Genomic DNA, 12,548 nt, shown 5'->3' with positions numbered 1-12,548 from the left:
ACTCCTTATCGTCAGTGAGTAGCCGGGCCGATAGTGCCATCCAACTAAACAGCACACCAGACGGGTAACTTCCAGGAGCATTAGTTGAAAATAACGTTTTACCGGCAAAGTGCCCGGCCCTCACTGCATTGCCGATGGTTGAAGTTATCCGGAACGTTATTAATTGTCGGAAACTTCAGGCCCTGCCATACTTGTCTTCAAACCGAACAATGTCGTCTTCGCCCAGATAAGACCCCGACTGCACTTCGATCAATTCCAGAGGAATCACCCCCGGATTCTCCAGCGCATGCACCTGGCCAATGGGGATATAGGTCGACTGGTTTTCCGCGACCAGGTAGGTCTGCTCGCCATTGGTGACCCGGGCCGTGCCGCTGACCACGATCCAGTGTTCGGCGCGGTGGTGATGCATCTGCACCGACAATTTGGCTCCCGGCTTCACGGTGATGCGCTTGACCTGATACCGCGCGCCACTGTCCACCGAGTCATACATGCCCCACGGCCGATACACCTCGCGGTGGTTGAGGTGCTCATGCCGCCCGGCTTGCTTGAGCTGATCAACGATCCCTTTGACCTGCTGCACCTGGTCCTTGTGGGCCACCAGCACGGCGTCCTTGGTCTCGACGATGATCAAGTCGTGCACCCCGACGGTGGCGACCAGGCGGCTGTCGGCGTGCACATAGCTATCGCGGGTATCGAGCAGCAACCCATCACCGCGCAGCACATTGCCGCCGGCGTCTTTTGCACTGGCCTCCCACAGGGCCGACCACGAGCCGATGTCGCTCCAGCCGGCGTGCAACGGCACCATCACCGCGTCATCGGTTTTTTCCATCACGGCGTAGTCGATGGAGTCGTCCGGACATGTGGCGAAGGTTGCCGCATGCACGCGGGTGAACGGCAGGTCCTGGCTACCGCCCTCCAGCGCCACGCGGCAGGCTTCGAGCATGGCCGGCTGGAAGCGTTCGAGTTCTGCCAGGTAGCGGCTGGCGCGGAACATGAACATACCGCTGTTCCAGGCGTAATCACCGCTCGCCACATACTGCGCGGCCGTGGCAGCGTCCGGCTTCTCGACAAAGCGCCTTACCCGGTACCCGCCCTCGCCCACCGCCGCACCCTGCTCGATGTAGCCGTAGCCGGTATGCGCGCAGGTCGGGGTGATGCCGAAGGTCACCAGCTTGCCAGCCCTGGCCAGGGGCAACGCCACTTCGAGGCTGGCATGGAACGCGGGCACATCTTCGATCAAATGGTCGGCGGCCAGCACCAGCAGGATCGGGTCCAGGCCCTCGGCAACCGCCTTGCACGCCGCCAGCGCGATGGCCGGCGCGGTGTTGCGCCCCACCGGCTCCAGCAGGATGCTCGCCTGCTCCATGCCGAGCTGGCGCAACTGCTCGGCCACCAGGAAACGATGCTGCTCGTTACAGATCAACTGCGGCAAGGCGACGTTGGCGCCCTCCAGGCGCTGGATGGTCTGCTGCAGCATCGACAGGTGCGCATCGGTCAGGCGCAGGAACTGCTTGGGGTTCAGTTGCCGCGACAGCGGCCACAGGCGCGACCCCGAACCGCCTGCCATGATCACGGGTAACAACATAAATGCATCCTCGAGGCAGAGCGTCAGAAATAGGCGCGGCTGTTTTCATGCACGCGCGGGCTGAAGCGCAGTTCATCCTGTGGCCACCAACGGTACTGCTGATGCTGCTCGGTGGGCAGCAAAAGAGTCTGCCCATCGTCCAGGTCCAGGCAATAGCCGAGCACCACATAGTGGGTGTCCGGCCCGCTGCCGGCGTTGGCGAACACGCTGTCATCGTAGAAATGCTCGTACACGCCGAGCAGTCGTGCATTGGCCCGTTCAAACGTGCGTCCCAGCTCTTCGCCGGTGATGCGCCGGAACGCGCTGTCGAGGCTTTCGTTCTTGCGGATACGCCCACCGGGCACGAACCAGAAACCAAAGGCTGGCCGGTTGACGCGCATACCGAGCAAGACCTCGCCACGGCTGTTTCTCACCACCAGGTCGATCGCCACCAACGGCGTCGAAGCCACGACCGTTTGGAAGGTCGGTAAATCAAGCCACATACCCATCAAACCTGTGCCAGAAAACGTTGCAGAATGCGTTCCTTGTCGAGGAACTCCTTGGCGTAATTCAACGCCACCTCATTACGCGTCGGCATTGCCAGTGCCCGCTCGATACCCGTGCTCAGTGCCGTGACCGATTCCGGCTCGATCAACACCGCAATGCCCTGATGTTCCTCGCACAGGCGGCCGAGGGTGGTATCGGGGTCGGCGGTGATGATTGCGTTGCCGCCCACGGCCAGAATATTGGTGAGCTTGGACGGCAACACCGCATCTGCCACGCCGCGCTTCTGGATCACCAGGTGCACGTCGGCCGAGGCCAGCAGCGCCGGCAAGTCCTCATAGGCCTGCAACGGCGCGAACAGCACATTGCGCAGCCCATCACGCTGTACACGTTCGAGTAGACGCGCCTTGCCGGTGCCCTGGCCGACGATCAGGAACACCCACTCCGTGCGCTGGGCATGGGCCTGGGCGGCATCGAGGATCAGCTCCAGGCCTTGCTTCTCGCCGAGGTTGCCGGAGTACAACAACACCTTGGTTCCCGGCGGCACGCCCAGGCGTTGCAGCAACGCGCGGTCGCGCGGCACATCGCGAAAGCGTGCGGTCTCCGACCAGTTCGGAAAGAACATCAACCGCTGGCTGTACACGCCCTTGCCCCGTGCCTTGTGGAGCATGCCGCTGGAAATCGTCGAGACCCGATCAAAGCGCCGCAGCAGCCAGCGCTCCACACCCAACGCCAGGCGCCGCAACAGCGAACCGCCGCCAATCCCCAAGCCGAGCATCGCATCCACTTCATAGTCCTGGACATGCAACACCGACCGCGCGCCAGTGAGCTTGGCCAACAGCAACGCCTGGGGCGCACAGAACAGCGTGGGCACCACCAGGATCACCAGGTCCGGCTTCCAGCGCAGTTGCCCCAGCACCGCCACACACGAGCTGGCGGAAAAACTTATCAGGTGCAGCAGGCGCGTCATCGCCGTCGGCTGGCGCGGGACGTACAGCGGACAGCGGATCACCGTCACGCCGGCATCCAGCTCGGTGCGAAAACGCCACGGCGAATAGCCCTCGCCCACCTGCCACTGCGGGTAATACGGCGGCGCCGTGACCACGCGGACCTGATGACCTTGCGCCGCCAGCCAGCGCGCCTGTTCACCGCTGTACTTGCCGATACCGGTCAGCTCCGGGCTGTAATTGATGCCGTACAAAAGGACTTTCATCACTGGCCCCGAGGCTGTTCGAGCGCCGCGAGATAGGCGTTGTAGGCGTCACGCAAGCCCTCCTCCAGCGGCACGTAGGCTTCCCAGCCAAGGGCGTTGATACGGCTGACATCGAGCAACTTGCGCGGCGCGCCGTCGGGTTTGCCGGCGTCGAAACGCAGGCGCCCCTGGAAACCGGTGACCCGCACCAGCGCCTCGGCCAGCTCGGCGATGGTGCAATCCACGCCAGTGCCGACGTTCAGGTGCGAGCGCATCGGCTGGGTCTGTTCGCGGTAGCGCGCCGCATCGAGTTCCATCACATGCACGCTGGCCGCCGCCATGTCGTCCACGTGCAAGAACTCCCGGCGCGGTCGGCCACTGCCCCAGATCACCACCTCGTCATCGCCGCGCTGGGTCGCTTCGTGGAAGCGCCGTAACAAGGCGGCGATCACATGGCTGTTTTGCGGATGGTAGTTATCGCCCGGCCCATACAGGTTGGTCGGCATCACACTGCGGTAATCGCGGCCGTGCTGGCGGTTGTAGCTTTCGCACAGCTTGATCCCGGCGATCTTGGCCACGGCGTAGGGCTCGTTGGTGGGTTCCAGTGCACCGTCCAGCAACACCGCTTCGATCATCGGTTGCGGCGCATGCACCGGGTAGATGCATGACGAGCCGAGGAACAACAGTTGCTGCACGCCATGGCTGTGGGCAGCGTGGATCACATTGGCCTGGATCATCAGGTTCTGGTAGATGAAGTCGGCCGGGTATGTGGCGTTGGCATAAATCCCACCCACCTTGGCGGCCGCCAGGTACACCTGGTCGATACGGTGCCTGGCGAAGTATGCCTGCACGGCCGCCGGGTCGAGCAGGTCCAGTTCATCGCGGCCCGCCGTGAGTATCTGCGTGTAGCCCAACGCCCACAGGAGCCGCAGGATGGCCGAACCGACCATGCCGCGATGGCCGGCGACAAAAATCCGCGCATCAAGATCACGCGCCATGTTCAGTTCTCCACCGCAATCGGTGCGTCATGCCCGTGCAGGCGCAACAAGGCGTGGCGCTGGGCGATCTTGAGGTCTTCGCGGACCATCTCCGCACACATCGCCTGCGCACTGATTTCAGGCACCCAACCGAGCACACGCTTGGCCTTGGACGGGTCGCCCAGCAGCGTCTCCACCTCGGCCGGGCGGAAGTAACGCGGGTCCACCCGGACAATCACATCGCCCACCAGAATGCCCGGCGCCAGGTCGCCATCGATGTGCTCGACCACCGCCACCTCCTCCACGCCTTCACCCACAAAGCGCAGGCGTAGCCCGAGCTCCGCCGCCGACCAGCGAATGAAGTCACGCACCGAATACTGCACACCCGTGGCGATCACGAAATCTTGCGGGCTGTCCTGCTGCAACATCATCCACTGCATGCGCACATAGTCCTTGGCATGCCCCCAGTCGCGCAGGGCATCCATGTTGCCCATGTACAGGCACGGCTCCAGGCCCAACGCAATGTTGGTCAGGGCGCGGGTGATCTTGCGCGTCACGAAGGTTTCCCCACGGCGCGGCGACTCGTGGTTGAACAGGATGCCGTTGCAGGCATACAGGCCATAGGCCTCACGGAAGTTCACGGTGATCCAGTAGGCGTACAACTTGGCTACCGCATAGGGCGAGCGCGGGTAGAAGGGCGTGGTTTCCTTCTGCGGGGTTTCCTGCACCAAGCCATACAACTCGGAGGTCGAGGCCTGGTAGAAACGGGTCTTCTTTTCCAGGCCCAACAGGCGGATCGCTTCAAGGATGCGCAAGGCGCCCAGGGCGTCCACATCGGCGGTGTATTCCGGTGAATCGAAGCTCACCGCCACATGGGATTGCGCGCCGAGGTTGTAGATTTCATCGGGCTGGATCTGCTGGATGATGCGCGTCAGGTTCGACGAGTCCGCCAGGTCGCCGTAGTGCAGGATCAGGTTTTTATGCAGGGCCTGCGGGTCCTGGTAAATATGATCGATGCGCTGGGTATTGAACGACGACGAACGTCGCTTGAGGCCGTGCACCGTATAGCCTTTTTCCAGCAGCAGTTCCGCCAGGTACGAGCCATCCTGGCCGGTAATACCGGTGATAAGCGCAACTTTGTTCATGTCTGTCTCCCGATTGATAGGCGAGCGAAGGCCGACACCCAAACTTGGGTGTTTGTTAAAAACGGTCAGTTACTTCTGTTTGGGCAGGTTCAAGTTATGGCCGGTCAACTTCGAGAGTTCCCGGACAATGGCTTCCTTATCGTTTAAATGGGCAATTGCGGTTTCCAGCTCCAGCACCTTGGCGCCCACCAGGAAGCGGTACCAATAGCCCTGGAGCAGGTGATAGACCAGGCCGCTGCGGCCATCGAGAAACCCCAGCTGGATGATGTAGCGCCACAAGAAATAGGCGGTGGAACTCAGGGTGAACGGCACGCGGTTATAAAGGCGGTTCTTGATCAGGCGCTTGGCCTTGGCCTGGAACGAACTCTGCCCCGTGTGCAGTTCATCGCGGATCGCAAACAACCCCAGCCGCGTGTTGAGCACTTCAATCGCTTCGCGGGTGGCGTACTGGTTGTGCTTGTGGGTGAAGAAGGTCAAGTCATGCAAGTTATGGTCGGCGAACCCACCTTCCAGGGTGATGGTGCGACCCTCGGCCACCGAGATGTGCTCGTCCATCCAGCGGTCTTCCATGCGCCCGAGCCCGGTGCGCCACAGCCGCAGCATCCTCAACGGGTAACGCCCGCCGTGCCGCACCCAGCGCCCCATGAAAATGTGCTTGCGCTTGAAGTTGATGCCGGTGATATCGCTGGCCAACGTCGGCAAGCGTGCGTTGATCTCGGCAGCGAGGTCAGCCTCGATGATCTCGTCGGCATCCAGGCGCAGCGTCCAGTTGCCGGTGATCGGCAGGTTGTCCAGCGCCCACTGGAACTGCTTGGCCTGGTTGACGAACGGGTGCTGCACCACCCACGCGCCGTGGGCACGGGCGATGTCGCAGGTGCTGTCGGTGGAGAATGAGTCCACCACCAGCACTTCATCGCTGAAGGCCCGCACCGAGTCGATGGCCCGGGCGATGTGCAGGCTTTCGTTGTAGGTGAGGATGATCACGCTGATGGTTTCGCGCTTCATGGCGTGGGCTCCTGCAGATGCTGGGTACGCAGGCCGATCTGGCGGGACGGATGCCCTGCATGCACGGTCCACGGCTGCGCGATGTTCTTGATCACCATGGCGCGGGCACCCACCACCACGCCGTCAGCCACACTGACGCCCGGGGTGATGAACGCCTCGGCACACACCCACACGTGCTCCCCCAGCACGATGGGTTTTGCATACAGCTGGAAGTTCTTGCTGTTGTAGTCGTGGGAGCCGCCGCACAAATGCGCGCCCTGGGAAACCACGCTGTAGCGCCCGATGCGGATCAACGCCATGCTGTACAGCGTGGTGCCATCGGCAATGCCGACATGGTCACCCAGCTCCAGGTTCCAGGGCGCCCAGACCTTGGCCCGTGGATACACGTGCACCCCTTTGCCCAACCGCGCACCGAACAGCCGCAGCAGAAAGGCCCTCCACGCATGGAGCGGGCGCGGGCTGGTGCGAAACAGCACCACGTACACCATGTTCCAGAGCTGGCGGCGCAGCCGATGGCCCAATGAGAACGAGGCCGAACGGTGCGGGTCATTGCCTTGAAGAATCACGGGAAGCACTCCCGCACAATCTCCAGCAAGCGCTGCGCACCGCGACGGATATGAAAGCGTTCGGCAAAGCACGCCCTGGCCCGCTCGGACATTTGCGCGTAAGCGGGCGCCTCCAGCTGCAACCAGCGTTGCAGGTTGTGCAGGGCGCCGTCAGCGGTGTCGTCACTGACAAAGCCCACGCGATCCTTGTCGATTTCACGCCAGATATTGACCTTGTTGCTGATCAGCACGGGCTTGCCGCACGCCAGCGCTTCCGCCACCACCACGCCGAAATTTTCCTGGTGCGAAGGCAGGCAAAACACTTCGGCGGCGTAGAACGCGCCCCACTTCGCCGCACCTTGCAACATGCCGGGCCAGCTGATGCGATGGGCGATGCCCGACTTTTCGGCCTGATCCTGCAATGCTTGTACCCAGCCGCCTTGATCGGGGCCGGCCATGACCAGGTGCAGCCGCTCGTCTTGCCCGGCGACCTGGGCAAATGCCTGCAGCAGGTGGTCACAGCCCTTTTTCTTATGGATGCGACTCAGGAACAGCACCACCCGCTTGCCCTTGAGTTCCGGGTGGTCGGTGATGAAGTCGTGTGCCAGGCGCGCCCCATCGGCCGGTGGGCTGGCAGTGCCATACGCCGTGATCGTTTCATGGGCGCGATACAGCCAGAACGACTCTCGCGCACGGATTTGCTCTTCTTCACTGGTGAACACCACGCGCCGCGCATCCCTCAGCACCCGGTATTCGCCCCAGGGCCAGTACAACCACTTCTTCAGATGCTTGAGCGGGTATTCGTGCTTGAACCAGGGATCCAGCATGCCGTGGGTATACACGATGTAAGGTCGGCCCAACTTGTTCAGCACTTGGCGGGCGACAAACCCGTGGTACTGCCACAAGCCGTTGATGATGAAAAAATCATAGTGCCGGGCGTGCTGCTCCAGCCATTGGCGGATGTTGCCGTTCAAGCCGTAGCCGAAACGGCTTGGCCCCATGAAGTGCACGGTGCCGGGATAGTCCACCGCGAACTCGGCATCCAGCGTCAGGACATCCACGCGATGTCCCTCCTGGGCGAGCACCGTGTCGATTTCCCGGGCCGCGTTGATCGGGCCGCCTTTTTCCGGTCTGACCGAAGAGATGATTCTTAGTAACTTCACGTGCTGTCGTCCGCTGATGCGTTGAGTAGGTTCAGGTTTTCTTGCAGGCCGCGAGAATCAGGCAGGCATACAGCACGCCAAACGCCAGGAAGGTGCCCTGCATGGTCATGACCCCGTTGAACAGGATCGGCGCCAGGAAACCGCACAGCAGCAACGGCACCCCGGTGCCTTGCCTGACCAGCGCCGTGTAGGACTTGAGCAGTAACCAGAGCAGCACGAAGATCCGGAACAGAATGAACATCAGCCCGGCGGGCAGGCCCATTTCCAGCACGATGCGTGACCATTCATCTTCGGCCAGTAAAAAGCCTGCGCCCTGCTCCCGCCCTGCGCGCAGGATCGTCGAGGCGGCGTTGGTGCCCGAACCTATCCCGTGGCCCCACAACGGCGCGTCATCAACCACACGCGTGAACGCATACAGGCTGGAGAACGCGCGAGTGACCGGCGAGCCTTCACTGGCCACCGCGCTGCGGTTGCGCTCCACCAGCACCTGGTAGCTGTCGGTGGACATGAAAATCAGCAGGCTGACAAACAGCGCGGCCGCCAGGAAAAACAACGACAACAGGTTGCGTTGCGATTTCTTGATCAAGGCGACCATCAGCGCCGCCAGCAGCACAATCGCAGCGTACGCATAGATGGCCCTTGAGCCCGTGAGGAAACACATCACCGCCACCGCAGCCGCCGACACGCCAAACAGCCCGTAGCGCCGGGCGAACACGGCACGGAACAAGGCCTTGTCAAACACCGCCGCGACCAGGAATGCAAAGCAGGCCGACACGTACACCACATGCCCGGCGGTGAACGTGAAGGTGCCGTAGGGGCGCACGACACCGTCGGCAATCATGAAGATGAAGTCATCATCACCAATGCCTTTGTTCACATACGCCTGGGGTCCGGACGAATACTGCAGCACCACCAGCACGCTGATCGGGATCGCCGCGAACAGCGTGATACGGGCGAACCGATAGACGTCCGTCAACCTGAGCGTCTTGCCAGCAACAAATATCAAAGGGAAATACAGCAGGTAGTTGCGCACGCCGTAGCCGTAGATGACGAAGCCTTCAGGGCTGCTCAACAAAAACGCGGCCACCAGCAGGAAGAACACCATGACCAGCACGACAAAGTAGGCCGACACCAGGTTTTTCGAGAAAAACCCGAACCGGTAGGCGCACCAGTAGATATAAAGAACAATCGGGTCCTTGATGAAATAGATGACCGAACTGAGGCTCGGCATCACCCACTTGCGCAAGATCCCTTCGAACAGGATGAACAGGTAGATAAGCACGAAGGCGCTGACCACCCGCGTGCGGTAGCGCTCATGCAGGCTGACCCTGTCAGGAATGGCCAAGGATTGCATCCATCACCTCCCTGGCGTAGCTGTCCCAGGTGGTTCCACCGGCAGACAACACAGCGTTGTGCTGCAACGCACTGAGCTTGTCCTTGTCTTCGGCCAGCTCAACCAGACGGCTGGCGATCGCTTCGGCAGAGCGGATCGGCACCACATAACCGTTGAAACCCTCGACGACCAGGTCGGCCGCCCCGCAGTTCTGCGACACGATCACCGCTGTGCCCGTGGACAAGGCTTCACCCACCACCAGGCCAAACGCCTCGGCGACCGACGGCAGCACCAGCACATCTGCCTCCAGCAAGTGGCGGATAACGTCATCGTGGGACGCGGAGCTAAACCACTGGTACTTTTTCAGCTCGGCATTGAGCACGGGGTTGCGACCGTTGGCGTAGTCGCCACCGATCACCGTGACGTCCAGGGCAACGCTGCTCGCCGCAAGGTTCAACGCGTCGAAAAAGTACGAAATGCCCTTTTGCTGGGTCAGCGCGCCGACATAAATCACTTTCAATCGTGCACCTGGCCGGGCGCTTGCTTCATGACGCACCATCGGCGCCGGCGCGCCATAGGGCGTGATCGCAACCTTGCCTGGCGCAACGCCGTGCTCACCCAGGGTGCGCTTGGCAAAGGTACTCGCCACTATGATCCGGTCCGCCAAGGCCAACTCGGCCGTCTGTTTGCGCACGGTGTCATCGCTGATATTGGGAATGCTGGCACGCCAGGCAGGGTTGGCCTCGCGCTCATGCTCAAGCATCCTGCAGGCGTAGGCGATGGAGCCGAAGGCCGCCTCATAATTGAGGGTGATGTCGCCGATGTCGCGGGCGGCGCTGAACAAGCCCAGGCACTTGCCGTCATAGCCGTACACCTGGCTGGGTTTGCGCGGGGTCTTGTAAAGGAAACCGGCGCTGGCCTGGTCAATGTGGTGGTAGACGTTTTCCGGGCAGAAGATGCCGGTGTTGCGCCGTGTCAGGCGATACCACCTCAGTTTGTCGCAGATCACACGCGGCACGTCATAACGCGGGTAACTGTGCAGCAACGCGCCATCGACCTGATCGAACGTACGCCGCAGGCACTCCTTGCCCACCACCGGCAGACGGCAGAGGAACGACTCCTTATGCAGTGCCAGCGAGGTATGGAACGAGTGCAGCAACTGCCGTTGATTCAACGCGCGCAGCAACGCGCGGACATTCTGATTACCAACGGGATGAGCGACCAGAATCATCTTATTTACCCATCCAGGCTTCGACGACGGCACTTGAGCGGACCGGGCTGTAGGTAAACGCATGCGCAGCACGCGACCTGATGACCCGTGCCGGATTGCCCGCCACCACGCTGTACGGTTCCACATTGCGCCCGACCACACTGCCGGCACCGACGACGGCACCTTCACCGATCGTCACGCCCGGCAGGATGATCGCGTCAGTGGCGACCCAGGCGTAGTCGCCGATCACCACCGGGGCGACTTTCAAGCGCCAGGCAGGATCATCCAGGCCATGGGTACCCGTGAGAATACGCACGCCTTCATTGATCGCCACATGGGCGCCCACACGGACGGCGGCGTGCAATTGGATAAAGGTGCGCTTGCCGATAAAGCTGCCGGTGCCCACGCTGAAACACGCGACGGAGCCTTCGAATTCCACGGCATTGATCATCACCAGCGGAGCCAGGCTGGCCCCCTGTCGGCGCAACATGCGTTGGCGGCGATCGGCCTTGAGCAAGCGGCCCAGCAACAGCACGCGCTTGGCCAGGTACTTGAGCCCCTCAGGCGTCAGCAGGCTGATTTTCAATCGATGGCGGATCAGGTGATTAATCAGCACGGGCCATCCTCAGTTCAAGACGATGGAAACCGCGCCTGGCAAAACAGAACAGGACGACTTCGGTGGCCACCAGCACGTAGCAGACGCCGAGCAAGCCATAGTCTTGTGCCAGGCAGAACACCGCCAGAATGCTGGCGATTGACACCAACATGAACACCACGGCAAACGACGAATAGGACGCCGTGGCCATCATTGCCACCCAATACACCTGCCAAGCCACGTGGGTCAGCGCGCCGATGATCAGCACCAGCATGATTCTGGAGGAATAATCGTCTTTGCGGCCCGACCACACATCGAAGATCGTCCCGCCGAATATCACCACCAGCGCGCCCAGCACACAGGCGATGGGCAGCGAGAACCGCAAGGCGTAGCGGATCATCTTGCGGACCAGTTGGTTGTCACCGATAGAGAACGCATAGGAAATCTCCGGCCACAGGGATTGGTTCACCACGGTCGAGAACTGCACCAACACCCTGGAAATGGTCCGGTACAAACCGAATATCGCCGCGTGCGCCGGAGACAGCAGCACCGACAACAGAATGATCAGCCCCTGCACGTTCAACGCCAGGCCAATCGGAAAGGCCAGCGAAGCCAGCGACGGTTTGATCAATGTCACAAATGCCCGCCTGCCGATCGCAGAAAGGTTGAAACGCAAGGCGATCCCCAACCGATTGGCGATCTGGTTCTTGCTGACGATGCCCGTCGCGCGCACGGCCAACAGCACCAGGCTGGTGGCGACCAGGCTGTGGCTCAGGTAAGCGCACAGCAACGCGGCCGACCATTCCAGCATGCGGATGACGTTCATGATGAATGCCGACAACGGCAAGGCCTTATTGGCCCGGTAGCGGATCGAAATCATGTTGGTAAACAGGCAAAGCAGCGAGTAGCCGGTCAGCGCCGAGAGAATCAGCACCCCGTCGCCGCTCTTGATCGACTGGAGGTTGAGCATGCTGAACAGGTCAAACAACGCCAGGGCGCCCAGGGTCAGCAACAGCACACTGAGTCCCGCCAGGGATAGAAACGCAAAGCTGGTGCTGTACACCGCACTCGCGACCTTCAACCGTCCGCGCTCGTGCCAGATCACGACCTTGCTCGATGCCGCCGTGGTCACGCCCAGGTCAGACAGCGCCAGGTAGGTTGGAATCGCAGACAGCACCACCCATTCGCTGTAGGCGCCAAAGCCCCAACTGGCAATCAGCACCGGCACACTCACCACCTGGATCAGCAGGTTTACCACCTGGCCAAACGAATTGGCGCCAATGCCGCTGACGATTCTTTTAAGCACACTCATGGG

At 61.6% G+C, this 12,548-nt stretch carries 12 protein-coding genes; all 12 read right to left on the bottom strand.

Annotated elements, in window-relative coordinates:
- Window positions 1–175 precede the first annotated feature (175 nt).
- Window positions 176–1,585 (bottom strand): mannose-1-phosphate guanylyltransferase/mannose-6-phosphate isomerase, encoded by a 1,410-nt coding sequence (locus tag NL123_RS13125; RefSeq protein ID WP_494357956.1) that lies wholly within the window; start codon window positions 1,583–1,585, stop codon window positions 176–178.
- Between the two features lie 23 nt (window positions 1,586–1,608).
- Complete coding sequence (locus tag NL123_RS13120) at window positions 1,609–2,067, bottom strand: GDP-mannose mannosyl hydrolase (protein ID WP_494357955.1); 459 nt, start codon at window positions 2,065–2,067, stop codon at window positions 1,609–1,611.
- A 5-nt stretch (window positions 2,068–2,072) separates the two neighbouring features.
- A complete protein-coding gene (locus NL123_RS13115) occupies window positions 2,073–3,281 on the bottom strand; it encodes a glycosyltransferase WbuB (RefSeq protein WP_494357954.1) in 1,209 nt (402 codons plus the stop codon).
- Window positions 3,281–4,258, bottom strand: coding sequence for a GDP-L-fucose synthase (gene fcl / locus NL123_RS13110; RefSeq protein WP_494357953.1), 978 nt, complete (start codon window positions 4,256–4,258; stop codon window positions 3,281–3,283). Before fcl ends, NL123_RS13115 begins: the two co-directional genes overlap by 1 nt.
- 2 nt (window positions 4,259–4,260) lie before the next feature.
- Window positions 4,261–5,382 carry a GDP-mannose 4,6-dehydratase gene (gene gmd / locus NL123_RS13105; protein WP_494357952.1) on the bottom strand — a complete coding sequence of 374 codons (1,122 nt, stop codon included), beginning with the start codon at window positions 5,380–5,382 and terminating at the stop codon, window positions 4,261–4,263.
- A gap of 69 nt (window positions 5,383–5,451) precedes the next feature.
- Complete coding sequence (locus NL123_RS13100; RefSeq protein WP_494357951.1) at window positions 5,452–6,387, bottom strand: glycosyltransferase family 2 protein; 936 nt, start codon at window positions 6,385–6,387, stop codon at window positions 5,452–5,454.
- The gene (locus tag NL123_RS13095) at window positions 6,384–6,953 is read right to left on the bottom strand and encodes an LbetaH domain-containing protein (protein WP_494357950.1); all 570 of its coding nucleotides are present in this window, start codon (window positions 6,951–6,953) and stop codon (window positions 6,384–6,386) included. Before NL123_RS13095 ends, NL123_RS13100 begins: the two co-directional genes overlap by 4 nt.
- Window positions 6,950–8,095, bottom strand: a complete 1,146-nt coding sequence (locus NL123_RS13090) for a glycosyltransferase (RefSeq protein WP_494357949.1) — start codon at window positions 8,093–8,095, stop codon at window positions 6,950–6,952. The genes NL123_RS13095 and NL123_RS13090 overlap by 4 nt, the downstream gene beginning before the upstream one ends.
- Window positions 8,096–8,126: 31 nt before the next feature.
- Window positions 8,127–9,449 carry an O-antigen ligase family protein gene (locus NL123_RS13085; RefSeq protein ID WP_494357948.1) on the bottom strand — a complete coding sequence of 441 codons (1,323 nt, stop codon included), beginning with the start codon at window positions 9,447–9,449 and terminating at the stop codon, window positions 8,127–8,129.
- Complete coding sequence (locus tag NL123_RS13080; protein ID WP_494357947.1) at window positions 9,427–10,659, bottom strand: glycosyltransferase family 4 protein; 1,233 nt, start codon at window positions 10,657–10,659, stop codon at window positions 9,427–9,429. Before NL123_RS13080 ends, NL123_RS13085 begins: the two co-directional genes overlap by 23 nt.
- Before the next feature lies 1 nt (window position 10,660).
- Window positions 10,661–11,254 (bottom strand): acyltransferase, encoded by a 594-nt coding sequence (locus NL123_RS13075; protein WP_494357946.1) that lies wholly within the window; start codon window positions 11,252–11,254, stop codon window positions 10,661–10,663.
- The gene (locus NL123_RS13070) at window positions 11,244–12,545 is read right to left on the bottom strand and encodes a lipopolysaccharide biosynthesis protein (RefSeq protein WP_494357945.1); all 1,302 of its coding nucleotides are present in this window, start codon (window positions 12,543–12,545) and stop codon (window positions 11,244–11,246) included. Before NL123_RS13070 ends, NL123_RS13075 begins: the two co-directional genes overlap by 11 nt.
- Window positions 12,546–12,548: the final 3 nt, after the last annotated feature.

This window comes from Pseudomonas sp. FBCC-B1565 (assembly GCF_059133265.1).
This window is presented reverse-complemented; position numbering and strand designations above follow the sequence as displayed.

Coding starts and splice junctions, on each gene's coding strand:
- NL123_RS13125 (WP_494357956.1), bottom strand. CDS start 1,585: ATGTTGTTACCCGTGATCATGGCAGGCGGTTCGGGGTCGCGCCTGTGG.
- NL123_RS13120 (WP_494357955.1), bottom strand. CDS start 2,067: ATGTGGCTTGATTTACCGACCTTCCAAACGGTCGTGGCTTCGACGCCG.
- NL123_RS13115 (WP_494357954.1), bottom strand. CDS start 3,281: ATGAAAGTCCTTTTGTACGGCATCAATTACAGCCCGGAGCTGACCGGT.
- fcl (WP_494357953.1), bottom strand. CDS start 4,258: ATGGCGCGTGATCTTGATGCGCGGATTTTTGTCGCCGGCCATCGCGGC.
- gmd (WP_494357952.1), bottom strand. CDS start 5,382: ATGAACAAAGTTGCGCTTATCACCGGTATTACCGGCCAGGATGGCTCG.
- NL123_RS13100 (WP_494357951.1), bottom strand. CDS start 6,387: ATGAAGCGCGAAACCATCAGCGTGATCATCCTCACCTACAACGAAAGC.
- NL123_RS13085 (WP_494357948.1), bottom strand. CDS start 9,449: ATGCAATCCTTGGCCATTCCTGACAGGGTCAGCCTGCATGAGCGCTAC.
- NL123_RS13080 (WP_494357947.1), bottom strand. CDS start 10,659: ATGATTCTGGTCGCTCATCCCGTTGGTAATCAGAATGTCCGCGCGTTG.
- NL123_RS13070 (WP_494357945.1), bottom strand. CDS start 12,545: ATGAGTGTGCTTAAAAGAATCGTCAGCGGCATTGGCGCCAATTCGTTT.